Origin of the sequence: Janthinobacterium sp. MP5059B (genome assembly GCF_001758645.1) — a bacterium.
Classification (GTDB): Bacteria; Pseudomonadota; Gammaproteobacteria; order Burkholderiales; family Burkholderiaceae_D; genus Janthinobacterium; species Janthinobacterium lividum.
In genome coordinates, this window is sequence record NZ_LRHX01000010.1 from 150933 (window position 1) to 173558 (window position 22626).

Below are 22626 nucleotides of genomic sequence, written 5' to 3' on the forward strand. Positions count from 1 at the left end.
GCGGGGTTTTCTTGCAGAAATGCGGCCCGCTCAGGCCAGCACCACCTTCACGCCCGCGTCGCGCAATACTTCTGCAAAGCGGGGCGGTGGCGGCGCATCTGTAAACAAGATGTCGATTTGCGCCAGGTCGGCCAGGCGCACCAGCGCCTTGCGGCCGAATTTATGCTGGTCGGCCACCAGCCACACTTCGCGCGACTGCTCGATGATGGCTTGCGCCACCTTCACTTCGCGCGCGTCGAAGTCGCGCAGGCTGCCGTCTTCGTCGATGCTGGAAATGCCGATGATGCCGATGTCGACCTTGAACTGGCGGATGAAGTCGATGGTGGCTTCGCCGACGATGCCGCGGTCGCGCCCGCGCACCACGCCGCCGGCCACGATGACTTCGCAGGCGGCGTTGTCGGCCAGGATGGCGGCCACGTTCAGGTTGTTCGTCACCACGTGCAAGCCCGTGTGCCGGCCCAGCGCGCGCGCCACTTCCTCGGTGGTCGTGCCGATATTGATCAGCAGCGAACAGCCGTGCGGCACCTGCGTGGCGACGGCGGCGGCGATGCGCCGCTTGGCGTCGCTGTTGAACACCTGCCGCTGGCTGTAATCGATATTTTCCACGGACGAGGGCAAGCCGACGCCGCCGTGGTAGCGGGCCAGCAGGCGCGCTTCTTCCATCTGCTTGACGTCGCGGCGCACGGTTTGCGGCGTCACGCCCAGCTGCTGGGCCAGCTCTTCGACGGACATGGTGACCTTCTGGCGCACCACTTCGAGCAGGCGGCGCTGGCGGGGATTCAAAATCATGGATTTGTCTCTTTAAAAATCATAAACGAACAGAAACGAACAAATAGTGATGAAAATATGTTGCTATGAGTTCGCATTCTGGCGTATCTTATTCATATTGCATGCGTATTACCAGATGGTGATCTTAACGACAGTCGCCGGCGATGCCTAGTCTTTCCTCGCCAGCGTGTCCCCGACATACACGGAGTCCCGATGACCGCAGCACAGCAAGGTGTGGAGACAGCGATGGCATGCGACGTGCTGGTGGTGGGCGGCGGCATCAATGGCGCCGGCATCGCGCGCGATGCGGCCGGGCGGGGCTTGTCCGTGCTGCTGTGCGAAAAGGACGACCTGGCCGCGCACACCTCATCCGCATCGACCAAGCTGATACACGGCGGCCTGCGCTACCTCGAATACTATGAATTCGGCCTCGTGCGCAAGGCGCTGATCGAGCGCGAAGTGCTGCTGCGCTCGGCGCCGCACATCATGTGGCCGCTGCGCTTCGTCATGCCGCATGCGCAGGGCCAGCGCCCCGCCTGGCTGATACGCGCCGGCCTGTTCCTCTACGACATGCTGGCGAAGCGGGAAATCCTGCCGGGCTCCAGCGGCATCGACCTGACGCGCCACGCGGCCGGCAAACCGTTAAAACCCGAGTTCAAGCGCGGCTTCGTGTATTCCGACGGCTGGGTCGACGACGCGCGCCTGGTAGTGCTGAACGCCATCGATGCGGCGGACAACGGTGCGCATGTGCTGACGCAGACGCGCTGCACGGCCCTGTGGCGCGACGGCGCGGGTGCGGACGCTTCTTGGCAGGCGACTCTGCTGCGGGGCGACGGGCGTGAGCTGTCCGTGCGCGCGCGCAGCGTCGTCAATGCGGCCGGGCCGTGGACGGCCGAATTCCTGCAGCAGGCGGCGCCCGGCGGACAGGGCCGGCATTTGCGCCTGATCAAGGGCAGCCATATCGTCGTCAAGCGCCTGTTCGAGCATGATCACGCGTATATCTTCCAGCATCCGGACGGGCGCATCGTGTTTGCCATTCCATATGAGCACGATTTCACCCTGATCGGCACCACCGACCTCGACTATCACGGCGACAGCGGCAAGGTGGAAATCGACGACGAGGAAATTCGTTACTTGTGCGAGCTTTCCAGTTACTATTTCAGCAAGCCCATTGTGCCTGCCGATGTGGTGTGGACGTATGCGGGCGTGCGTCCGCTGGTGGAAGACGCGGCGGCCGACGCCAAGGCCGTCACGCGCGATTACCGCTTTGAACTGGACCAGGAAGGTGCGCCGCTGCTCAGTGTTTTCGGCGGCAAGATCACCACCTTTCGCAAGCTGGCCGAGGAAGCGCTCGATGTGCTGGAGCCGTTGCTGGTGCCCGAGCCGGGCAAGCGGCGGCGGGCCTGGACGGAGCAGGCTTGCCTGCCCGGCGGCGATGTGTTCGGCAGCACGCCGCAGAATAGGGCCGTGCGCGAGTTCGGCCAGTTCGTGCAAGGCTTGCAGCGCGAGTATGCGTGGCTGCCGGCGGCGCTGGTGGCGCGCTATGCGCGCGCCTACGGCACGCGCATCCACGTGCTGCTCGAGGGCAGGGCGGACGTGGCGGCCATGGGCGAGGAAATCGCCGCCGGCCTGTACGCGGCGGAAGTCGACTATTTGCGGCGCCATGAATGGGCCGTCAGCGCGGCCGACATCCTGTGGCGGCGCTCCAAGCTGGGCCTGCACCTGCCGCGCGAGACGGCGGACAGGCTCGATGCCTGGCTGTTGCAGCCCCCTTTGCCGTAAGCACAAGACGTTGGCGACCGCGCCCCGCAGAGGGTGCGGCGAAGAATAAGAAACCATCACTGGAGGAGAAGCGCGTGCAACTGGTACTGGACAAGATCAGCAGGAAGCAGGGGGCTGACGACTTTTTATATCCGATGTCGCTGGCCTTGGTGCCGGGCGCCATCAACGTCTTGCTGGGCACCACGCGTGCCGGCAAGACGACCCTGATGCGCGTGATGGCGGGCCTGGACAAGCCCAGCGGGGGCACCGTGACGGCCGATGGCGTCGACGTGACGGGCGTGCCCGTCAGCCGCCGCAACCTGGCCATGGTGTACCAGCAATTCATCAACTATCCGGCCTTCACCGTCTACGACAATATCGCCTCGCCCTTGCGCTTGCGCAAGGTGCCCGAGGAACAGATACGCACGAAAGTGCTGGCGCTGGCCGAGCGCCTGCACATCACGCCGTACCTGCAGCGCACGCCCGGGGAACTGTCGGGCGGGCAGCAGCAGCGCACGGCGCTGGGGCGCGCGCTGATCAAGGATGCATCGTTGCTGCTGCTCGACGAGCCGCTTGTCAACCTCGACTATAAGTTGCGCGAGGAATTGCGCCGCGAATTGACGGAACTGTTTTCCAGCGGCAGCACGACGGTCGTGTACGCGACCACGGAGCCGCTGGAAGCGCTGCAGCTGGGCGGCCACGTGGCCGTGCTGCACGAGGGACGCTTGCTGCAGCAGGGGCCGACCCTGGACGTTTTCAATGCCCCCAATTCCATCGATGTGGCGCGCACCTTCAGCGACCCGCCCATCAACCTGATCCCCGCGCGCGTGGATGCGCACGGCGTGGCGCAGGCGGCGGACGGCCTGTCGATACACCTGAGCGGCGAACAGCGCGCCCGCCTGGGCGACAGTACGGAGGTGATCCTCGGGGTGCGCGCGCACAGCCTGCATCTGTCTCCCCAGTCCGATGGCGACGTGCCCATCGCGGCGCAGGTGGACCTGGCGGAAATCAGCGGCTCGGAAACCTATGTGCATGCGCGCCGCGGCGAGCTGGCCCTGGTGGCGCAGCTGGGCGGCGTGCACAACCTGGAGATCGGCAGCGCCTGCACCGTGTATTGCCAGCCGCACGCCTTGCTGATCTTCGCGCAAGACGGCGGGTTGCTGTTTGCACCGGGAGGAGCTTGACATGGCGCGCATCGAACTGGTCGACCTGGCCCACGCCTACAAACCAAACCCCACGGCACCAAGCGACTACGCGCTGCGGCCCATGAGCATGGAGTGGCATGACGGCGGCGCGTATGCCTTGCTGGGACCGTCCGGCTGCGGCAAGACGACCTTGCTCAATATCATTTCAGGCCTCGTGAAACCGTCGCACGGCAAGGTGCTGTTCGACGGCAAGGACGTGACGCAGCTGCCGACTGAGGCGCGGAATATCGCGCAAGTGTTCCAGTTTCCCGTGATCTACGACACCATGACCGTGCACGACAACCTGGCGTTTCCGCTGCGCAATCGCGGCTGGAAAGAGAGCGAGGTGAAAAAGCGCGTGCAGCAAGTGGCACAGATGCTGGAATTGACGGGCGACCTGAAATTGCGCGCCAGTGGCTTGTCCGTGGACGCCAAGCAAAAGATTTCACTGGGACGGGGCCTCGTGCGTCCCGACGTGGCGGCCGTGCTGTTCGACGAACCGCTGACGGTGATCGACCCGCATTTGAAATGGCTGTTGCGCAGAAAATTGAAGGAAATCCACCACGAACTGAAATTGTCGTTGATCTACGTCACGCACGACCAGGTGGAAGCGCTGACCTTTGCCGACCAGGTGGTCGTCATGACGCAGGGCGAGGTGGTGCAGACGGGCAGCGCGCAAGCCCTGTTCGAGGAACCCGAGCACACCTTTGTCGGCTATTTCATCGGCAATCCGGGCATGAACTTGCTCGATTGCACCTTGGACGATGGCGGCGTGCGCGTGGCGGGGCAGCTACTCGCCGTGTCCGCCGCCGCGCGTGCGGCGCTGTCGGGTGCGCAAGGGAAAATCACGGTGGGCGTGCGGCCCGAATTCGTCGAGTGCGTCAAGGCGTACCCGGGAGAAGAAGGGGGCGACCACTGCCTGGATGCCACGGTCACGGCCGTGCGCAACATGGGTACGCATTACCTGGCGGAATTCCAGCTGGGTGGCGCGACGGTGGCGGCCAAGCTGCGCGCCGTCGATGCCGTCGCGGGAGATGCCGTGCGGCTGCGCTTTCCGCCGCAACGCACCTTGTTCTATGTCAACGATAAGCGGGTGGCCTGATGATACATAACGGTAAAACCGATAACAACCGCCGCGCCTGGCTATTGATCCTGCCCGTGCTGCTGTGCGTGGCCTTTTCCGCGATCCTGCCGCTGATGACGGTGGTGAACTATTCCGTGCAGGATATTCTGAGCCCCACGCAAAAGGTCTTCGTGGGCACGGAGTGGTTCCGCATGGTCATGCTGGACGGCGACCTGCACAGCGCCTTGCTGCGCCAGCTGCTGTTTTCCGGCTCCGTGCTGGCCATCCAGATTCCGCTGGGCATTCTGATCGCCCTGTGCATGCCGGCCGATGGCTGGAAGGCGTCGCTGGCGCTGGTGCTGATCGCGCTGCCCCTGCTGATTCCCTGGAACGTGGTGGGCACCATCTGGCAAATCTTTGGCCGCGGCGATATCGGCTTGATGGGCTATACCCTGAACCAGCTGGGCTTTGACTACAATTACAACGGCAATTCGCTCGACGCCTGGCTGACGGTGATGGTGATGGATATCTGGCACTGGACGCCTCTGGTCGTGCTGCTGTGCTATGCGGGCTTGCGCGCCATTCCCGACGCGTATTACCAGGCTGCGCGTATCGACGGCGCCTCGCGCCTGGCCGTGTTCCGCTACATCCAGCTGCCGAAACTGCGCAATGTGCTGATGATCGCCGTGTTGCTGCGCTTCATGGACAGTTTCATGATCTATACGGAACCGTTCGTGCTGACGGGCGGCGGACCGGGCAATGCCACCACGTTCCTGTCGCAATACCTGACGCAAAAGGCCGTGGGCCAGTTTGACCTGGGGCCGGCGTCCGCTTTTTCCCTGATCTATTTCCTCATCATCCTGCTGTTCTGCTTTGTGCTGTACACGTGGATGCAGCGCGTCGGCACGGGAGACCAGAAATGATGCACAAGAAAATGAGCAGTGCCATCCTCGCCGTCTTTTTGCTGGCGTCATTGTTGCCCATCTACTGGATGCTCAACATGTCGCTCAAGACCAACGAGGAAATCGTCGGCGTGCTGAGCCTGTGGCCCCAGCAACTGACGTTCGCCAACTACCACACGATCTTCACCGACCGGTCCTGGTACAGCGGCTACATCAATTCCATGATTTACGTGGCCTTGAACATGGTGATGTCCGTCACGGTCGCCTTGCCGGCCGCGTATGCCTTTTCGCGTTATAACTTCGTGGGCGACAAGCATCTGTTCTTCTGGCTGCTGACCAACCGCATGACGCCGCCCGCCGTCTTCCTCGTGCCATTCTTCCAGCTGTATTCGACGGTGGGCCTGATGGATACGCACCTGGCCGTGGCGCTGGCGCACATGGTCTTCAACGTGCCGCTGGCCGTGTGGATACTGGAAGGCTTCATGTCCGGCGTGCCGAAGGAAATCGACGAGACGGCGTATATCGACGGCTACAGCTTCCCCCGCTTCTTCATCCGCATTTTCTTGCCAATGATCAAATCGGGCGTGGGCGTGACGGCCTTCTTCTGCTTCATGTTCAGCTGGGTGGAACTGTTATTGGCTCGCACCTTGACGTCTGTCAATGCCAAGCCGATCGCCGCCACCATGACGCGCACCGTGTCGGCGGCCGGCATGGACTGGGGCGTGCTGGCGGCGGCCGGCGTGCTGACCATCGTGCCCGGCGCGCTGGTGATCTGGTTCGTGCGGCATTACATTGCCAAGGGTTTTGCGATGGGGAGGGTGTGATATGGAAAATACCGATAGCACAGCCAGCCTGTTCGGCTGGATGGCGTGGACGCCGGAAGTGGCCATCTTCTTCATTTGCATCGGCTTGATGCTGGCCGGCATGACGGTGTGGCAGATCCGTTCGCCCAGCATCGAACGAAAAGGTTTCCTGCCGATGCCGACCACGCGCGGCGACCGTTTGTTCATCGGGCTGTTGACGGCCGCGTATGTCAATCTGGCGTGGGCGGGGTTCACGGAAATGCAGCAAGCCATCGGGGCTGCGATCAGTTTTGTCTTGTTGTTGGTTGTAATGCGTTGGGGATGACCGGCTTGCCGGTGTTGATGGATGCCGTACCGCCAGCAGGCGGCCGGTAAAAACTATAAAAGGAGATTCACGATGAAATTGAAGTTCACGGTCTTCGCGGCTGCGGCCATGCTCGTGTCGAATGCGGCCCTGGCGGACGCCAAGCAGGCGCAAACCTGGATCGACAAGGAATTCCAGCCATCCAGCCTGAGCAAGCAGCAACAGCTTGCTGAAATGAAATGGTTCATCGATGCGGCGGCCAAGCTGAAAGCCAAGGGCATCAAGGAAATTTCCGTGGTCTCGGAAACCATCGACACCCACGTCTACGAATCGAAGACCCTGGCCAAGGCCTTCGAGGAAATCACGGGCATCAAGGTGCGCCACGACATCATCCAGGAAGGCGACGTGGTGGAAAAGCTGCAGACCTCCATGCAGTCCGGCAAGAGTATCTATGACGGCTGGATTTCCGATTCCGACCTGATCGGCACGCACTACCGCTATGGCGCGGTCGAGCCGCTGTCCGACTACATGGCCGCCAAGGGCAAGGAATTCACGAATCCGGGCCTGGACTTGAAGGATTTCATCGGCATCAGTTTCACGACTGCGCCCGATGGCAAGGTGTACCAGTTGCCCGACCAGCAATTCGCCAACCTGTACTGGTTCCGCGCCGACTGGTTCGCGCGCAAGGATTTGCAAGCCAAGTTCAAGGCCAAGTATGGCTACGAACTGGGCGTGCCGCAAAACTGGTCCGCGTATGAAGACATCGCCGATTTCTTCACGAATGACGTGAAGGAGCTGGACGGCAAGAAAGTCTATGGCCACATGGATTACGGCAAGAAAGACCCATCCCTGGGCTGGCGCTTCACGGATGCGTGGCTGTCGATGGCTGGCGCAGCCGACAAGGGCATTCCGAACGGCATGCCTGTCGACGAGTGGGGCATCAAGGTGGCGGCCGACAAGTGCACGCCCGTGGGTGCATCGATGTCGCGCGGCGGCGCCACCAATTCGCCGGCGGCCGTCTTTGCGCTGACGAAATACATCGACTGGATGAAGAAATACGCGCCGCCGCAGGCGAACGGCATGAATTTCTCGGAATCGGGCCCCGTGCCGGCACAGGGTGAAATCGCCCAGCAAATCTTCTGGTACACGGCATTTACGGCCGGCATGACGAAACCGGGCTTGCCGGTGGTGAACAAGGACGGCACGCCGAAATGGCGCATGGCGCCGTCGCCGCACGGCCCGTACTGGAAAGAAGGCATGCAGAATGGCTACCAGGACGTCGGTTCCTGGTTCCTGTTCAAGTCCACGCCGGATGACCGCAAGGCCGCCGCCTGGCTGTATGCGCAGTTCGTCACGTCGAAAACCGTGTCGCTGAAGAAATCCATCGTCGGCCTGACCTTCATCCGCGATTCGGACATCCGCCACGATTACTTCACGAAACACGCGAACGAATACGGCGGCTTGATCGAGTTCTACCGCAGCCCCGCCCGCGTTGCGTGGACGCCGACCGGCAACAACGTGCCCGACTATCCGAAGCTGGCCCAGCTGTGGTGGAAGAACGTGGCCACGGCCATCACGGCGGAAAAAACGCCGCAAGCCGCCATGGATAACCTGGCCGAGGAAATGGACCAGGTCATGGCGCGGTTGCAACGGGCCGGCATGAAAGCGTGCGCACCCAAGCTCAATCCGAAGGTCGATCCGAACCAGTATCTGTCGGACCAGCACGCCCCATGGAAAAAGCTGGCGAATGAAAAGCCGAAGGGTGAAACGATTGCCTACGACAAGCTGCTGCAAGCCTGGAAAGAAGGCAAGGTAAGGTAAACTGCCTGCGCTGTCCTGAGGGCACGGAGCGAACACCCTCCGTGCCTGTTTTTACCCGCTTTTCGCACCACCAGACAATGACCAAATACATACTTGCTTTAGATCAGGGCACCACCAGTTCGCGCGCCATCCTGTTCGACCATGCGGGCCGGCCGCACGCCAGCGCGCAGCGCGAATTTCGCCAGATTTTCCCCCAGCCGGGCTGGGTCGAGCATGATGCGAACGAAATCTGGGCGTCGCAAGAGGGCGTGCTGCAGCAGGTCTTGCGCGACAGCGGCGTGGCCGCTTCCGACGTGGCCGCCATCGGCGTGACCAACCAGCGCGAAACGACGGTGCTGTGGGACCGCGCCACTGGCGAGCCCGTCGCCAATGCCATCGTCTGGCAAGACCGCAGAAATGCGGCTTACTGCGAGCAACTGGTCGAGCATGGCAAGGCGGACTTGATCCAGCAAAAAACGGGTCTCGTGCTGGACGCCTATTTTTCCGCCACCAAACTCAAATGGCTGCTCGACAACGTTCCCGGTGCCCGCGCGCGCGCCGAACGGGGAGAACTGGCCTTCGGCACCGTCGACAGCTGGCTGATCTACAAAATGAGCGGCGCCCATTTGACGGACACGAGCAACGCGGCGCGCACCATGCTGTTCAATATCCACACCCTGCAGTGGGACACGGATTTGCTGGCGCTGCTGGACATTCCCGCCTCCTTGCTGCCCGATGTCGTACCCTCGAGCGGCGTGGCGGCGCACACCTATACCGACTTGCTGGGTATCTCCGTGCCGATCGCCGGCATCGCGGGCGACCAGCAGGCGGCGACTTTCGGCCAGGCCTGTCTGAAACCGGGCATGGCGAAGAATACCTACGGCACGGGCTGCTTCATGCTGATGAACGTGGGCAAGCGCCCCTTGCCATCGAAAAACCGGCTGCTGACGACGGTGGGCTGGAGCCTGGGCGCGGGCAGCGACAAGACAGATTATTTGCTGGAAGGCAGCGCCTTCATCGCCGGTGCGGCCGTGCAATGGATGCGCGACGGCATCGGCATCATCCGCGACTCGTCCGAAGTGGAAGCGCTGGCCACCAGCGTGCCCGATTCGGGTGGCCTCGTCTTCGTGCCCGCGTTCGCGGGCCTCGGTGCACCGTACTGGGACCCGTATGCGCGCGGCACCCTGATCGGCATCACGCGCGGCACGGGCAAGGCGCATATCGCGCGCGCGGCGCTCGAGGGCGTGGCTTACCAGAACGTGGACGTGCTGTCGGCCATGCAGGATGACGCGGGCATCGCCTTGAGCGAGCTGCGCGTTGACGGCGGCGCGGCCCGCAATGACATGCTGATGCAGTTTCAGGCCGACATCCTGAATGTGCCCGTGGTGCGCCCCGTGGTGACGGAAACGACGGCCTTGGGCGCCGCCTACCTGGCGGGCCTGGCCGTGGGTTTCTGGGAATCGCAGGAAGAAATCGCCGCCCAGTGGCAGGTGGGACGCCGTTTCGAACCGGCCATGGCGGCCGACGAACGCCTGACGCGGCTACACAAGTGGCAGCGCGCCGTGGAGCGCTCGCGCGACTGGAGCGAGTGACTGCTTACTGGCCTGGCCTTGCCATCAACCTTGCCGCCCGCTTCAGCAGGCCCGGCAGCAACAGGGCCGCGCTGGCGGCATAGGCTAGGCCCGCCGTGATCGATTGCGTTGCAAATGCCAGCGCGAAACTGCCATAGAGCACCGCGCCGCACAGCGCGCCCGCGCAGGCCGACAGCCAGTGGCCATGGGCCACGTCCACACGCCGCGCCAGTGCGCCAAAGGCGGCGATGCACAGCCCCAGCATCAGCACGCCAAACAGAGACAGGCTTGCAGCAGCGCCTATCGGCTCCGCATCGGCGGCGGCCATCGATGGCACTGTGCATGCGGCCACCAGGCCAAAACTGGCGGCAAAGGCAAGTATCTTCATGTTCAGGATTTCACGTAATACACAAGGTAGCCCACGGTTTCCCTGGGAACGGAATACAGGTCGCGCAGCTCGAAATAGGGCGCGTGTACGTTGCCGCTGACGGCGATGCCGTTGCGCTCCAGCGCCAGCCGGAAGCGGGGCACGTGGAAATATTGCGTGGCAACCATGGCCGTGCGCCAGCCATGCTGGCGCATCAGGGCCGCCGCATTGCGGGCCGTGGCGTCCGTGGTCCAGCCTTGATTATCCTCAAGGATGGCGCTGGCCGGCACCCCACGCGACTGCAGGTAGCGGGCCATGGAAGCGGCCTCGTCAAAACCTTCCTTGCCAGTCGCCCCGCTGACGAGGATGCGCGGCGCCCGGTGTTCCTGGAATTGCTTGAGCGCCACGTCGAGTCGTGCCTGCAGGCGGGGGCTGGGCGTGCCGTCGGGCGCAATCGTATTGCCCGGTACGACGATCACGTCGGCGGGGGCCAGCTTGTCGTTGAGTCCCGCCAGCACCAGGGCAGTGGTTGACAGCAGGAAAGTGATCAGCGCCAGCAGGGCGGTCCATCGTATTGTTCGCATCGCTATGCATCCAGCAGGTTTTTCGTGAGCGCGACTGTAGCAGATGGCAGATGACTTGCGCGTTCTCAAGCCAGCGCAGGGGGATATTCGTCTATGCTAAGCTTGGCGATATGGCAACCCTGTGTGCCACCCCTCTATATTGGAGAACCCGCATGACAGCCGTATCCAGCATCCTGATCGCCATGGCCTTTGCCGCGCAGGCGGGCCAGTCCGACCCATCGAACCAGTATGACCGCTCCGGATCCGCCGGGCGCGGCGACGATATCCAGCTCGTTTGCTATGGCGAGGCGGAAAAGATCACCATGGAAAACCGTTCCGGCATGGAGTGGGACAACGACAGGCACAAGTATGTGCAGAAATCCACGCTGGAGACGGGCAAGAGCAATTTCGATACGGCCGTGAATGTTTCCATTCACGGCAGCGCGGCGCAAATCCGCTTGCCGAAGCAGCTGATTCCACCGATTCATGCCGGCAGCAACGATGGCTGGTGGGACGTGATGGATCTGGTCGTCGGTCACGATGAAATCCGCGGTCGTTTCCAACTGAACGCCTTGAATCGTCCTACCCTCGTGATCAACCGCCGCAGCGGCGTGATCACGGTCGATGGCTTGATCAAGTTCAGCGGCCGCTGCGACGCCGATGACGGGCACCGGCGCTTTTAATCTCCGTACTTAGGCGGCGCTGGCCGCCTTGCGCGCGCGCTGGTTCGACAAGTAGATATTGTCCTTTTCCAGCGGCTTGCCCTCGCGCACGGCAGCGAGCCAGTCCTGCGTGCTGGCGACGGCGGCGAAATTCGAGTGGAACACGGCGCTGAAGACGCGGTGGATTTCCTCGGCGCTGGCCGTGCCGCCCGCGTTGGCGTAGGGCAGGGTGCCGGTGGCGTCCTGCAGGAATTCGACTTGCAAGCCATCGTGCGCGGCGTGGTAGATGGTGGCGGCGTCGCAATTGTGCGTCATGTAGCCGATCACCGTCAGGGTGTCGATGCCGTGGCCCTCCAGCCAGGCGCGCAGGTCCGTGCCCGCAAAGACGCTGCCCATGACCTTGTTGATGCGGTGGTCGGCGGCAAACGCGGCCACTTGCGGATGCAGCTGCCAGCCGTCGCTGCCCCTGGCGAAGATGGGCGAGGCTTCCGGCGCATCGTGCTGGACGACGATCACGGGCACGCCGGCGGCGCGGGCGGCGGCCATGGCAGTGACGATGTTCGGCAGGGAAATATCGACGGACGGATATTCGATGGGCATGTCGCCCGTGAAGTATTCATTTTGTACATCGATGACGAGCAGGGCGCGGCGCGGGGTGGTGGATGTTGCGGCAGACATGGATAACTCCTGGCATGGTTGAACGGGGAAGGGCTTCCCCGATACCGTCATTGTCTGCCCGTATCCTGTCAATAAAAAGTGGCCCGAAGGCATATCTACGATAAAATCGGGCCATGACTACTATTCCCGCTTCTGCCTCTCCCTTGAGCGTGGCCGTGATTGCCTTTGACGGCATGACGCCGTTTCACCTGTCCGTGCCTTGCCTCGTGTTCGGCGCCCAGACGGACGAGGCCGATCTGCCGCCTTTCCACGTGCGCGTGTGCGCCGCCGATCCCGCGCCCTTGCGCACGGCGGCCGGCTTCGGCATCACGCCCGAGTTCGGCCTGGAAGGACTGGAGGGGGCCGATATTGTCATCATGCCCGCCTGGCACGACGATTGCCGCGATGCGGCGGCGCCCCTGGTCGCGGCGCTGCAGGCGGCCAGCCGGCGCGGCGCGCGCATGGTGGGCCTGTGCCTGGGCGCGTTTCCCCTGGCACAGGCAGGCTTGTTGGATGGCAAGAGCGCAGCCACGCACTGGGGCATGGCGGACCGGCTGGCGGCCCGTTATCCCAAGGTCAGGGTGGACCGGGAAGTGCTGTACGTGGATGATGGAGGCGTATTGACGTCGGCCGGCGTGGCGGCCGGCCTCGATTGCTGCCTGTACCTGCTGCGCCAGCTGGCGGGCGCCGAGGTGGCCAACCGGGTGGCGCGCCGGCTGCTGGTGGCGCCGCACCGCCAGGGCGGGCAGGCGCAATTCATCGCGCGTCCGCTGCCCGTGTCCGGCAGCGAAGGGCGTTTTGCCGAGGTATTGGCCAGCGTGACAGCCGATTTGGGGAAGGCGCACAGCATCGATGCGCTGGCCGAACAGGCCGCCATGAGCCGGCGCAACTTTACGCGTCACTTCCGCCAGGCCATGGGCACCTCGTTCAAGCAGTGGCTGCTGAACCAGCGCCTGGCGCATGCGCAAGGCTTGCTGGAGAAAAGCGCGGCATCGATCGATGTCGTGGCGCAAGAGGCTGGCTTCGGCACGGCCCTGTCGCTGCGCCAGCATTTCCGCGCCAGCTTGCAGACGTCGCCATCGGCGTATCGCAAGCTGTTCCGGCAGCAGCTAATTCCTGCCGGACGACCATAGCGCCGCCGGGTCGCGGCTGCCCTGCGGCAGCTTCGCGCTGACGGCGATTTGCCGCGCAAGGAAGGCGGCCGGCTCGAAGGCGTAGCGCTCCTGGAAGGAGACGGTTTCCGCGCTCATCAGTTCGGCGTAGGTCTGCATCAGGGTCGAGGCGGAAACATGGTTGCCTTGCTCCAGGTAGGTGGCGATGGCGGCCAGCAGCACGGGGTAATCGGCATTTTCCTTGCTGCCGCCAAAGTTGAACGACAGCTGGCCGCAGGCGCGCCATATGGGGTCAAGTTCCCCCTCCGGCACCGCCTGCGTGCGCAGCCATTGCAAGGCCTTGAATGGCGGGCCGCCAAATGACGGCGGCGAAATGATCGCCTGGATGGCCACCTTGACGGCTTCACCGATTCTTCCCGCACGCACATACTGGCCGTGCAGCAGCACCAGCGCATCCGTATATTCGGGCACGATGGCGAGCGCCGCTTCCAGCAGCGCGATGGCCGCGTCCGGGTTGCGCTGCGCAATCAATTCCTTGGCCTCCAGATAAGCGGCGCGCGGCGAAGCGGGGTCGTCGGCCAGCGATGGCGCGCCGACATATTCGTCCTCCGCTGCCGCGCAGGCTTGCAAGAACGTCGTCAGGCTGGAAAAGTGCGGCTGGATGCGCCACTCGTCATGCCACGTCTCGACGACGATCGGTTCCGCCGCTTCGCGGCCGATGGGCCAGTACAGGCCGAAGGTGTCGCCATTGCCCAAGGCGCCTTCGGAAAAGGGGGTGAAGCCGAGGGGCGGGTAAGGCGTGTCGTGTTGCCAGTCCTTGTCTGTCGAGATATGGGCGAGGCGTGCGGGTAATAGCATGGGGGCACCGGAGAATAAAACGCCAGTGTAGAACAAGAGGACGCCGCCGGGCGTCCGCCAGGGCGGGCTTGGCACGGCAGGCCCACCTGACTCGCCCCGATCAGCGTCCGCTGGCTTGCGGCTTGAGCAGGCGCAGGGTATTGATCGTTGTCATCAGGTCGGAGAAAGAATCGGCCTGCATCTTGCGCATGACGCTGGCGCGGTGCAATTTGACCGTATGTTCCACCGTTCCCAGTTCCGCCGCGATTTGCTTGTTCAGCCGGCCAGCAACCACCAGCTCCATGACCTGGTGTTCGCGTTTCGTCAGCCTGCCCAGGCGCAGCTCGATGGAACGCAGCAGCGCCCGGTCCGCGGTGAGCCTGCCATTCAGCTTGAGCGCCAGTGTCACGGCATCGAACAGGCGCAGGGCGTCGACGGGCTTGGTCAGGAAATCAACCGCCCCCAGCTTCATGGCCTTGACGCTGCTTGCCACGTCGCCATTGCCTGTTAGAAAAATCACCGGTAGCAGCGATTCGCAGTGCAGCAGGTGCTCCTGGAGCAGGGGACCGGACATGGCGGGCATGGACAGGTCCAGGACGAGGCAGCCCGCCTGCTGCAGGTCGGCCTCGGCCAGAAACGCTTCAGCGGAAGAGAAGGACTGTACCTGGTGGCTGGTACAGGAAAGAATTCTTTCCAGTGCGCGCAGGATGAACGGGTCATCGTCGACGAGGAAAACGCAGGGCGCGGCGGCACTGGTGTTATTCATCAATGGGTATGGTGAATTCAATGGTGGAGCCGAAGGGATAGGCGGAGCGGGCCCAGATTTCGCCATAGTGGGCAGCGATAATTTTCTTGCAAATATTCATGCCCAGGCCCATGCCGCCTTCCTTGGTGCTATAGAAAGCATCGAATATCCTGTCGTGATGGTCGGGCGGCAAGCCGACCCCCGTATCGCTGACGGTAAACAGGGCATATTTGCCCAGATAGTGGCGCACCGACAGGTAGATGCACTTGCGCTCGTCGGGCAAGTCCTTGACCGCGTCGATTGCATTGGCCAACAGATTGATGAGGACTTGCTGAATCTGCACCAAGTCTCCGCTGACATGCATTTCGTGGTCGCAATATTCCGTCAAGCGAATATTTTTGAGTGCCAGGTCGTGCCGCATGAATTGTCGTACGCTGGTCAGTACGTCATTGACGCGTATACGTTCCGTGCACTTCTTGCCGGGATACAGCAGTTTCCTGATTTTCGTGAGCACCGTGGCAGCCCGCTTGGTCTGATCGATGATGTCGCGGATGATCGCCAGTTGTGCGGGTTCATTGAAGTGCCGGTTCCTGATCATGAATTCCGCGGCCTGGGCATTGCCCAGGATGGAAGTGAGCGGCTGGCTCAGTTCATGGGCGATGGCGCCGCTCAATTCGCCGGCCAGGGTGACGCGCGACAGGTGCATCAGTTTGAGCTCGTTGTCTTGCAGCGCGATCGTGGATGTCATTTCGCGCGAGTTAGCCTCCTGCATCGCCTGCCGCATGATTTTCATGGAGTAAGCGATGGAAAAACTTAAGGCGATCACGGAGAAAATCGTGCTTTCCGCCATATGGAAATTATGTTCAAACAGATGCTGGGAGGTAATGAAGTTATCCAGGCTAAGTAGTTTTAAGGAAAGTGTTGTTCCAAGCGGAAAGAAAGCAATCAATAGAAAAATGGCATTCATATTTTTGTTCAGGCATAGAGGAATAAGTAGAATCAGAAGGACAAGTATATTGGTTTGCACGAGTATCGTATTGATGGTATAGCTGGCTGCATAGCCAATAAGGAATGCCAGCGGCGATTCCAGTAAAATGGCGACAGTGATGATGTTGTAGATTGTGATGAAACTGTTGGATGGAAGATCCGACATTTTCAGATAGGATCTGGCGAAAATGAAAAAAAAGAACATGCACAGTGAAAAGAGGAATGGCAGTAGTGAATTGTTGAATTCGGGATTGCTATAAAAGAGAAATTCAGCGCTGGCGCCATAATAGAAGAATGTGGTGGAACTCAGCAGGGCGAGAAATGCCGCGTAGATGATATGAATATTGTCTTTGGTGGAGATGAAAAGAAAGATGCTGTAAATGCAGAAGGCCAGCAGGCAGCCAAAATACATTCCCATCAAGAGTTTTTCCTTGGATTTCTGCAAGAAAAACGTATCGCTGGCCTGCACGGTAAGGGCAAGCGGTTCCTGAAAACCGTCCAGGCTGGCAAGCCTGGCATACACTGCCAGCTGTTGTCCGGCAGCGATGGCCAGCGGTAATGACAAGGTCCAGGACTGTTGGTAGCGGAAGTTGAAATTGCGCCGGTCGCCGCTCTGGATGCTCGTCATGAGGCGTCCATCGGCCCTGTCAAGCACATGCCAGTCTACAAAATCCTGCAAGGGCGTGCCCAGGTCAACCGTCACCTGCGCCGGCTGCGGGCCAGAATTGTCGAGGTTGAACCTGATCCACCGGCAAGCGCCAGCGAGGCCGACGTTGGGCGGCTCCCCCGTCACGGAGATCCAGTGCGGGCTATGCCTGACGGCATCGACTGGCTGTTCACAGCTGCTGTCTTCCAGTGCCTGGTAGTGCCGGAGCAAACCTAAGCTCGTCGGCTGCGCGGCATCTATCGTCTCCCTTCCTTGCGCCCCGACATGCGCCGCAAATCCCAAGACACTGATTGCTATTGAAAAGACAATATAGGTAATGAGAAGCCAGTAATTTCTTTTGAAAATAATTCCCTCACATTCCCTAAATAGCAACATTGCTGTTATCTCCATCAGTGAGACGATTTGGTTGAAGTTGCCGAGCGAGATGCTACGGATTTCGGGTGCCGCTATCAATAGAACCAAAGTGTAGTATCGCTTGCTTCAGGATAAATGTACCGTGTCGTGGTTAGATTTCCAAGTGGAAATATCATGAATGCATGGCGAATAAGGAAATATTAGTAAAATAAAATTTACAAAAAACGCACCCTTGCTTAAGCGGTAAGTATTTTTTAAATAATGGCGATGTGGGAGCGGAGATGCGTGCATTACACAAAAAAATGGCGGAAATATGCAGGGTGCCTCATGCCGGTGCGTATGATTTATCGCAGCAGCGATACTTTTATCTGGAATTGAAGACGCCGAGTCTGGCATTGCAATGCATGGCCTTTATTGGCATGCTCGCGTCATATTTCCTGGCTGGCAGATTATCTTATGCGGTGGGTCAGGAGTATTTGATTTGTGTAGCCGGAGTCTTGCTTGGAATTGTGATCAGCTGCAGGGCAGGAAATTTACGGTATCTGAATATTGGCGGCCTGGTGACTGCCATTTTTTCTTGTGCCGGCTTTCGCGTGCTCATGTCGGCAAGCGGCATTAGCGGGTACTGGATGTTTCCACTCGGAGTCTTGATGACGGTTTCCATTTCGGCCATCGCCAGTGATCCATTGACGTATCTGGTGCTGATACTGGTTGTGTGGTTTTTACTGGGGCTGGGCGGTTTCGAGCAGGCATTGCTGGCCAGCGGCGAATGGTCGGTAATGTATGCGGCGGCGGGGGTGTTGATCGGCCTGCTTTTCAGCAGCTGTTTTTTTCGCCTGCGCTATATGCACCATGTCGCCACGGCGCGCCTGGAAGACATGGCTTACCGCGATTATTTGACTGGCATACCCAATCGCCGCTGTTTTCTCGATGCGCTGCATGCGGCAATGAGAGATGGCAAGTCGTCGCCTGCATACCTGTTAATGGCCGATGTCGATGATTTCAAGAGGATTAACGATGAATTTGGACATGATACCGGCGATATCGTCCTGCGGGAGCTGGGCCAGATTATTGCCGCGTCGGCGGCAGGTTGTCCGCACGGGCGGATCGGCGGCGAGGAATTCGCCATGCTGATCGATGCCGACCTGGCGTGCGTGGCCTACATTGCGGATCAGCTGCTGGACACGGTGCGGCGCTCGACGGCTGTCAGGCGGGGCGTGACGATCAGTGTCGGTATCGCGCGCATGCAGGGAAATGCCGTGGCGGACAGTTTCCGCAGGGCCGATGAGGCGCTGTACAGCGCGAAACTGTCCGGCAAGGATTGCGTGGTCTTTTTTCCCGACGCAGCGCCAGCTTAGGCGCCGTGCCTCAAGAAATGCAAGCAAGAAGATGCGCGTGCAAGTGCGCAGGCCACCGTGGCTATACCATTCACAGGGGAAATGATATGAATATCCGTACGATCAAGGGCAAATTGGCCATCGCCTTTGCCGGACTGGCGCTGATGGTGCTGGCCGTTTCCGGCATTTCCATCACCTCGCTGCTGGATGCGAATGCGCGTTTCGATTCCTATTTGTCCGAAACGAATGCCCGCTCCGTCCTGGTTGCCAAACTGCAGGAGGCGGTTGATAGCCGGGCCATCGCCGCACGCAACTTGCTGCTGTTTGTGAATGCACAAGATATCGCGCAGGAAAAGGAGCGTGTCGCCGAAGCCCACGCCCGGGTGCAGGCGCAGTTGCGGCAATTGCAGCGCAGCGCTGCGCAATCGGCCCAGATCACCGAGACAGCGACCAGACTGATACGGGAAATGGAAGCGGTGGAAGCCCTGTATGGGCCGGTGGCGTTGTCCATCGTCGATTTGGCGCTGACTGGTCAGAAGTCTGCCGCCATCGACAAGTTGAACCGCGAATGCCAGCCATTGCTGATGCGCCTGGAAAGGACGACCAATGAGTACGCGCGTTATGCCGCGGCCAGGGCCGAGGCGCGCTTGCTGACGGGTAAGCAGGCGTTTGCCGCCCAGCGCAATCTGCTCGTCGGCGTTTGCCTGCTCGCTTTCATGGCGGCCGGCGGCGCCGGGCTGTGGATCGTGCGCACCTTGTTCCGTTCCTTGGGTAGCGAACCGGCGCTGCTGGGCGCGGCGGCTCAAAAAGTTGCCGGAGGGGATTTGAGCCATGCAGGCGAGCAAGTGCAGGCGCCGGGCGGCAGTGTCATGGCCTCGCTGGTGGCCATGCAAACTGCCCTGTCGACGATGGTGGGCCAGGTGCGCGAAGCGTCGCAGGCGATGTCCACGGGGGCAGTGGAAATCGCCATGGCCAATACCAGCCTGAGCATGCGTACGGAGGAGCAGGCGTCCAGCCTGGAGCAAACGGCGGCCTCGATGGAGGAATTGACTGGTGCTGTCGGCAATACGGCCAACGCGGCCAGGAAAGCTACCGAGCTGGCCAACTCCGCCTCGCGGGTCGCCAGCCGGGGTGCCGACGTCGTTGCCCGGGTGGTGCAGACCATGAATGCGATCAATGCGGGTTCCCAGCGCATTGCCGATATTCTTGGCACCATTGACGGCATTGCCTTCCAGACCAATATCCTGGCCTTGAACGCGGCCGTCGAGGCGGCGCGCGCGGGGGAGGAGGGACGAGGCTTTGCCGTAGTGGCCAGCGAGGTGCGTAACCTGGCGCAGCGCAGTGCCGTCGCGGCCAAGGAAATCAAGGTGTTGATCGACGCCTCCGTGGCCAGCGTGGCGTCGGGCAGCCGCCTGGTGCAGGATGCCGGCGTGACGATGGATGAAATCGTCGACAGTGTCGGCCATGTCATGGCCATGATAGGCGAAATCAGCACTTCGGCCAGGGAGCAGAGTGATGGGATCGGCCAGGTCAATGTGGTGGTGAGCCAGCTTGATCGCATGACACAGGAGAATGCGGCGATGGTGGAGCAGACGGCGGCCGCCGCCGAGCAGTTGAAGGAGCAGGCCATCCAGATGGCGGCGCTGGTCGGTACGTTCAGGCTCGGCGACGAGCGCGATGGGGCGGGCAGTCCACAGGCAATCGATGCCGGCGCGCGCAGGCTTGCCCTGGGCGCCGTTGCCGCGCCATGCCCGGCCTGAGCCGTTTATTCAGGGGAGCAGGTGTTTACCTGCGCGGCTCGTGTATCCGGAATTTCTTGACGATGCCCGCCTGGTCGAACATGACGGCCACTTCGCGCGTGCCTTTTTCGCCCAGCAGGGGGATCAGGCGCGTCATCTTGGGTGCTTGCAGCTGGTTCTTGTAGACCCAGACCTCATAGCCGGGATCGAAGCTGACGACGGTGGCGTTGCCCAGGGCAGCGTCGAGGTCGAGGCGGGTGGTCTTGCCCACCTTGATGTTTTGATAGATGGCGCCATTGTCCGGCGCGCGGTTGACCTTGTATTCACTGGCGGTGCACATGGCCACGGCCAGGCCCGCGAGGCAGGAAGCTGCCAGTTTTATCAATGTGTTCATATGGACTCCCAGTGTGCATCACTGCTTCCAATCTCAGAGGGGACGGGCGTGATGTCAGGACAGGAGTGTGCTTGTGTCGCCGCGAATGTGCTACAAGATTATACAAAGGCGCAAAATTTGATGCTGTCGGTACCGGCAGGCGGTACCTTTACCGGCTCTGCAATACGTCGGTCGACAGCGCCAGGGTTTCCTTGATTTCTTCCATCACCACATAGCTTTTCGATTGCGCGGCGCCGGGCAGCTGCAGCAGCATGTCGCCCAGCAGCTTGCGGTACTCGGCCATTTCATGGATGCGCGCCTTGATCAGGTAATCGAAGTCGCCCGACACCAGGTGGCATTCCTGTACCTCGGGAATCTGCAGCACTTCGCGGCGGAATTGCTCGAAGGCGGACGCGGATTTTTGATTCAGCGTAATCTCCACAAAGACGAGCAGCTTGGCGCCCAGCGCGGCCGGGTTCACCTTGGCATGGTAGCCCGTAATGACGCCGTCGCGCTCCATGCGCTTGACCCGCTCGATGCAGGGCGTGATGGACAGTCCCACCTGTTCGCCCAGGTCTTTCATCGAGATACGGCCATCCTGTTGCAGGATGCGCAGGATGTGGCGATCCAGCTTGTCGAGGCCACGTGCCGATTCTTTAAGGATTCTCATGATTTATTGCTGAATATCTCGATTTATACGTGAACAAATACTGGCTCTTTCCCAATATGATAGCGGTTAATCTGGCGTCAGCCTAAAAAATATAATGAGGAAACTATGCGTATCGTGATTCTGGGTAGCGGCGTCATCGGCGTCACCAGTGCTTACTATCTGGCCAAGGCAGGACATGAGGTGACCGTCATCGACCGCCAGCCGGGCCCGGCACTGGAAACCAGCTTCGCGAATGCGGGGCAAATCTCGCCCGGCTACGCTTCGCCATGGGCTGCGCCCGGCATTCCCCTGAAAGCCGTGAAGTGGATGATGCAGCGCCACGCACCGCTGGCTATCTCGCTCGACGGCAGCGCTGCCCAGCTCAAATGGATGTGGCAGATGTTGCGTAATTGCACACCGGAAGCGTATGCGGTGAACAAGGAACGCATGGTGCGCCTGGCCGAATACAGCCGCGATTGCTTCAAGGTGCTGCGCGCCGAGGCCGGCATCACGTATGAAGGCCGCCAGCAAGGCACGATGCAATTGTTCCGCACCGAAAAGCAATACAACGACGCCGCCAAGGATATCGAAGTGTTGAAAGACGCGGGCGTGCCGTATGAAGTGCTGCAGCGCAACGAATTGTCGCGCGCCGAACCGGCCTTGGAAGCGGTCAAGGATAAACTGTTCGGCGGCTTGCGCCTGCCCAACGATGAAACGGGCGATTGCCAGCTGTTTACCACGCGCCTGTCCGAAATGGCCGTGGCGCTGGGCGTGAAGTTCCGCTATGGCGTCGCCATCGATGCATTGCTGACGCAGGGCGATGAAATCGCTGGCGTGCAATGTGGCGCGGAAATCGTCAAGGCCGACTCCTACGTCGTGGCGCTCGGTTCCTATTCGACGGGCTTCATGAAGCCGCTGCTCGACATCCCCGTGTATCCGCTGAAGGGCTATTCGATCACCGTGCCTATCGTCAACGCGGCCAAGGCGCCCGTGTCGACCATCCTCGATGAAACCTACAAGATCGCCGTGACGCGTTTCGACGACCGCATCCGCGTGGGGGGCATGGCGGAAATCGCCGGCTACAACCTGAACCTGAACCCGCGCCGCCGCGAAACCCTGGAAATGGTCGTCAACGACCTGTTCCCCGGCGGCGGCAACACGGCCGAAGCCACGTTCTGGACGGGCTTGCGCCCGATGACGCCGGACGGCACGCCGATCGTCGGCCGCACGCCGCTGCGCAACCTGTTCCTCAATACGGGCCACGGCACCCTGGGCTGGACCATGTCCTGCGGTTCGGCCCAATTGCTGGCCGACCTGATGTCGTCGAAAAAGCCGGCCATCCTGGCCGACGACCTGTCCGTCAGCCGCTACAGCGGCGCACAGGGCAATGGCAAACTGCAACACGCGGTGGCCTGAGATGG

General features: G+C 61.3%; 22 protein-coding genes. 13 read left to right on the top strand and 9 right to left on the bottom strand.

Going from position 1 to position 22626, the window contains the following annotated elements; all coding sequences use genetic code 11:
• Positions 1–30: 30 nt before the first annotated feature.
• Entirely contained in the window at positions 31–789 is a 759-nt protein-coding gene (locus JAB1_RS13585) for a DeoR/GlpR family DNA-binding transcription regulator (protein WP_170846299.1), read from the bottom strand.
• Positions 790–981: 192 nt separating this feature from the next.
• On the opposite strand from JAB1_RS13585, the gene glpD reads away from it, so the two are divergent.
• The 8 genes from glpD (at position 982) to glpK (ending at position 10177) form a co-directional block, all read left to right on the top strand.
• Entirely contained in the window at positions 982–2550 is a 1569-nt protein-coding gene (glpD, locus tag JAB1_RS13590; RefSeq protein ID WP_070280267.1) for a glycerol-3-phosphate dehydrogenase, read from the top strand.
• Positions 2551–2624: 74 nt separating this feature from the next.
• Positions 2625–3713, top strand: a complete 1089-nt coding sequence (locus JAB1_RS13595) for an ABC transporter ATP-binding protein (RefSeq protein WP_070280268.1) — start codon at positions 2625–2627, stop codon at positions 3711–3713.
• 1 nt (position 3714) lies between these two features.
• A complete protein-coding gene (locus JAB1_RS13600) occupies positions 3715–4815 on the top strand; it encodes an ABC transporter ATP-binding protein (protein ID WP_034779110.1) in 1101 nt (366 codons plus the stop codon).
• Positions 4815–5699, top strand: a complete 885-nt coding sequence (locus tag JAB1_RS13605) for a sugar ABC transporter permease (RefSeq protein ID WP_034754965.1) — start codon at positions 4815–4817, stop codon at positions 5697–5699. The genes JAB1_RS13600 and JAB1_RS13605 overlap by 1 nt, the downstream gene beginning before the upstream one ends.
• The gene (locus JAB1_RS13610) at positions 5699–6502 is read left to right on the top strand and encodes a carbohydrate ABC transporter permease (protein ID WP_170846341.1); all 804 of its coding nucleotides are present in this window, start codon (positions 5699–5701) and stop codon (positions 6500–6502) included. The genes JAB1_RS13605 and JAB1_RS13610 overlap by 1 nt, the downstream gene beginning before the upstream one ends.
• 1 nt (position 6503) lies before the next feature.
• The gene (locus tag JAB1_RS13615) at positions 6504–6806 is read left to right on the top strand and encodes a DUF2160 domain-containing protein (protein WP_240317573.1); all 303 of its coding nucleotides are present in this window, start codon (positions 6504–6506) and stop codon (positions 6804–6806) included.
• Positions 6807–6878: 72 nt separating this feature from the next.
• Positions 6879–8606, top strand: a complete 1728-nt coding sequence (locus JAB1_RS13620; protein WP_034779106.1) for an extracellular solute-binding protein — start codon at positions 6879–6881, stop codon at positions 8604–8606.
• 77 nt (positions 8607–8683) lie between these two features.
• Entirely contained in the window at positions 8684–10177 is a 1494-nt protein-coding gene (gene glpK, locus JAB1_RS13625; RefSeq protein WP_070280269.1) for a glycerol kinase GlpK, read from the top strand.
• A gap of 4 nt (positions 10178–10181) precedes the next feature.
• Here glpK and JAB1_RS13630 read toward each other — a convergent pair whose 3' ends face one another.
• The gene (locus JAB1_RS13630) at positions 10182–10544 is read right to left on the bottom strand and encodes a hypothetical protein (RefSeq protein ID WP_070280270.1); all 363 of its coding nucleotides are present in this window, start codon (positions 10542–10544) and stop codon (positions 10182–10184) included.
• 2 nt (positions 10545–10546) lie between these two features.
• On the bottom strand, positions 10547–11107 hold the full coding sequence (locus JAB1_RS13635) for a YdcF family protein (RefSeq protein WP_070280271.1): 561 nt from the start codon (positions 11105–11107) through the stop codon (positions 10547–10549).
• A 152-nt stretch (positions 11108–11259) separates the two neighbouring features.
• On the opposite strand from JAB1_RS13635, the gene JAB1_RS13640 reads away from it, so the two are divergent.
• Positions 11260–11769 (top strand): hypothetical protein, encoded by a 510-nt coding sequence (locus JAB1_RS13640; RefSeq protein ID WP_070280272.1) that lies wholly within the window; start codon positions 11260–11262, stop codon positions 11767–11769.
• Positions 11770–11778: 9 nt separating this feature from the next.
• Here JAB1_RS13640 and JAB1_RS13645 read toward each other — a convergent pair whose 3' ends face one another.
• On the bottom strand, positions 11779–12426 hold the full coding sequence (locus JAB1_RS13645) for a cysteine hydrolase family protein (protein WP_070280273.1): 648 nt from the start codon (positions 12424–12426) through the stop codon (positions 11779–11781).
• Between the two features lie 113 nt (positions 12427–12539).
• On the opposite strand from JAB1_RS13645, the gene JAB1_RS13650 reads away from it, so the two are divergent.
• Positions 12540–13538, top strand: coding sequence for a helix-turn-helix domain-containing protein (locus JAB1_RS13650; RefSeq protein ID WP_070280274.1), 999 nt, complete (start codon positions 12540–12542; stop codon positions 13536–13538).
• Here JAB1_RS13650 and JAB1_RS13655 read toward each other — a convergent pair.
• From JAB1_RS13655 to JAB1_RS13665, 3 genes are all read right to left on the bottom strand, one after another.
• Positions 13515–14375, bottom strand: coding sequence for a tetratricopeptide repeat protein (locus tag JAB1_RS13655; protein ID WP_070280275.1), 861 nt, complete (start codon positions 14373–14375; stop codon positions 13515–13517). The two genes, JAB1_RS13650 and JAB1_RS13655, sit on opposite strands and share 24 nt — an antisense overlap.
• A 100-nt stretch (positions 14376–14475) precedes the next feature.
• Positions 14476–15120, bottom strand: a complete 645-nt coding sequence (locus tag JAB1_RS13660; protein ID WP_070280276.1) for a response regulator — start codon at positions 15118–15120, stop codon at positions 14476–14478.
• Positions 15113–17215, bottom strand: coding sequence for a sensor histidine kinase (locus JAB1_RS13665; protein WP_139144548.1), 2103 nt, complete (start codon positions 17213–17215; stop codon positions 15113–15115). Before JAB1_RS13665 ends, JAB1_RS13660 begins: the two co-directional genes overlap by 8 nt.
• Before the next feature lie 173 nt (positions 17216–17388).
• On the opposite strand from JAB1_RS13665, the gene JAB1_RS13675 reads away from it, so the two are divergent.
• Together JAB1_RS13675 and JAB1_RS13680 are read left to right on the top strand one after the other, a co-directional pair.
• Positions 17389–18465, top strand: coding sequence for a GGDEF domain-containing protein (locus JAB1_RS13675; protein WP_083299724.1), 1077 nt, complete (start codon positions 17389–17391; stop codon positions 18463–18465).
• Between the two features lie 86 nt (positions 18466–18551).
• On the top strand, positions 18552–20204 hold the full coding sequence (locus tag JAB1_RS13680; protein WP_070280280.1) for a methyl-accepting chemotaxis protein: 1653 nt from the start codon (positions 18552–18554) through the stop codon (positions 20202–20204).
• Positions 20205–20229: 25 nt separating this feature from the next.
• On the opposite strand, the gene JAB1_RS13685 is transcribed toward JAB1_RS13680, so the two are convergent.
• Together JAB1_RS13685 and JAB1_RS13690 are read right to left on the bottom strand one after the other, a co-directional pair.
• Entirely contained in the window at positions 20230–20577 is a 348-nt protein-coding gene (locus JAB1_RS13685) for a hypothetical protein (RefSeq protein WP_070280281.1), read from the bottom strand.
• 148 nt (positions 20578–20725) lie between these two features.
• Entirely contained in the window at positions 20726–21226 is a 501-nt protein-coding gene (locus JAB1_RS13690; protein WP_034754979.1) for an Lrp/AsnC ligand binding domain-containing protein, read from the bottom strand.
• Between the two features lie 105 nt (positions 21227–21331).
• On the opposite strand from JAB1_RS13690, the gene JAB1_RS13695 reads away from it, so the two are divergent.
• A complete protein-coding gene (locus tag JAB1_RS13695) occupies positions 21332–22621 on the top strand; it encodes a D-amino acid dehydrogenase (RefSeq protein WP_034783073.1) in 1290 nt (429 codons plus the stop codon).
• The last annotated feature ends 5 nt before the right edge of the window (positions 22622–22626 follow it).

Bases quoted from the DNA above. Each gene is read 5' to 3' on its own strand.
- glpD (WP_070280267.1), top strand. From the start codon at position 982: ATGACCGCAGCACAGCAAGGTGTGGAGACAGCGATGGCATGCGACGTG.
- JAB1_RS13650 (WP_070280274.1), top strand. From the start codon at position 12,540: ATGACTACTATTCCCGCTTCTGCCTCTCCCTTGAGCGTGGCCGTGATT.
- JAB1_RS13630 (WP_070280270.1), bottom strand. From the start codon at position 10,544: ATGAAGATACTTGCCTTTGCCGCCAGTTTTGGCCTGGTGGCCGCATGC.
- JAB1_RS13600 (WP_034779110.1), top strand. From the start codon at position 3,715: ATGGCGCGCATCGAACTGGTCGACCTGGCCCACGCCTACAAACCAAAC.
- JAB1_RS13605 (WP_034754965.1), top strand. From the start codon at position 4,815: ATGATACATAACGGTAAAACCGATAACAACCGCCGCGCCTGGCTATTG.
- JAB1_RS13660 (WP_070280276.1), bottom strand. From the start codon at position 15,120: ATGAATAACACCAGTGCCGCCGCGCCCTGCGTTTTCCTCGTCGACGAT.
- JAB1_RS13690 (WP_034754979.1), bottom strand. From the start codon at position 21,226: ATGAGAATCCTTAAAGAATCGGCACGTGGCCTCGACAAGCTGGATCGC.
- JAB1_RS13645 (WP_070280273.1), bottom strand. From the start codon at position 12,426: ATGTCTGCCGCAACATCCACCACCCCGCGCCGCGCCCTGCTCGTCATC.
- JAB1_RS13695 (WP_034783073.1), top strand. From the start codon at position 21,332: ATGCGTATCGTGATTCTGGGTAGCGGCGTCATCGGCGTCACCAGTGCT.
- JAB1_RS13640 (WP_070280272.1), top strand. From the start codon at position 11,260: ATGACAGCCGTATCCAGCATCCTGATCGCCATGGCCTTTGCCGCGCAG.
- JAB1_RS13610 (WP_170846341.1), top strand. From the start codon at position 5,699: ATGCACAAGAAAATGAGCAGTGCCATCCTCGCCGTCTTTTTGCTGGCG.
- JAB1_RS13655 (WP_070280275.1), bottom strand. From the start codon at position 14,375: ATGCTATTACCCGCACGCCTCGCCCATATCTCGACAGACAAGGACTGG.
- JAB1_RS13585 (WP_170846299.1), bottom strand. From the start codon at position 789: ATGATTTTGAATCCCCGCCAGCGCCGCCTGCTCGAAGTGGTGCGCCAG.
- JAB1_RS13620 (WP_034779106.1), top strand. From the start codon at position 6,879: ATGAAATTGAAGTTCACGGTCTTCGCGGCTGCGGCCATGCTCGTGTCG.
- JAB1_RS13680 (WP_070280280.1), top strand. From the start codon at position 18,552: ATGAATATCCGTACGATCAAGGGCAAATTGGCCATCGCCTTTGCCGGA.
- JAB1_RS13615 (WP_240317573.1), top strand. From the start codon at position 6,504: ATGGAAAATACCGATAGCACAGCCAGCCTGTTCGGCTGGATGGCGTGG.
- JAB1_RS13635 (WP_070280271.1), bottom strand. From the start codon at position 11,107: ATGCGAACAATACGATGGACCGCCCTGCTGGCGCTGATCACTTTCCTG.
- JAB1_RS13685 (WP_070280281.1), bottom strand. From the start codon at position 20,577: ATGAACACATTGATAAAACTGGCAGCTTCCTGCCTCGCGGGCCTGGCC.
- glpK (WP_070280269.1), top strand. From the start codon at position 8,684: ATGACCAAATACATACTTGCTTTAGATCAGGGCACCACCAGTTCGCGC.
- JAB1_RS13675 (WP_083299724.1), top strand. From the start codon at position 17,389: ATGCGTGCATTACACAAAAAAATGGCGGAAATATGCAGGGTGCCTCAT.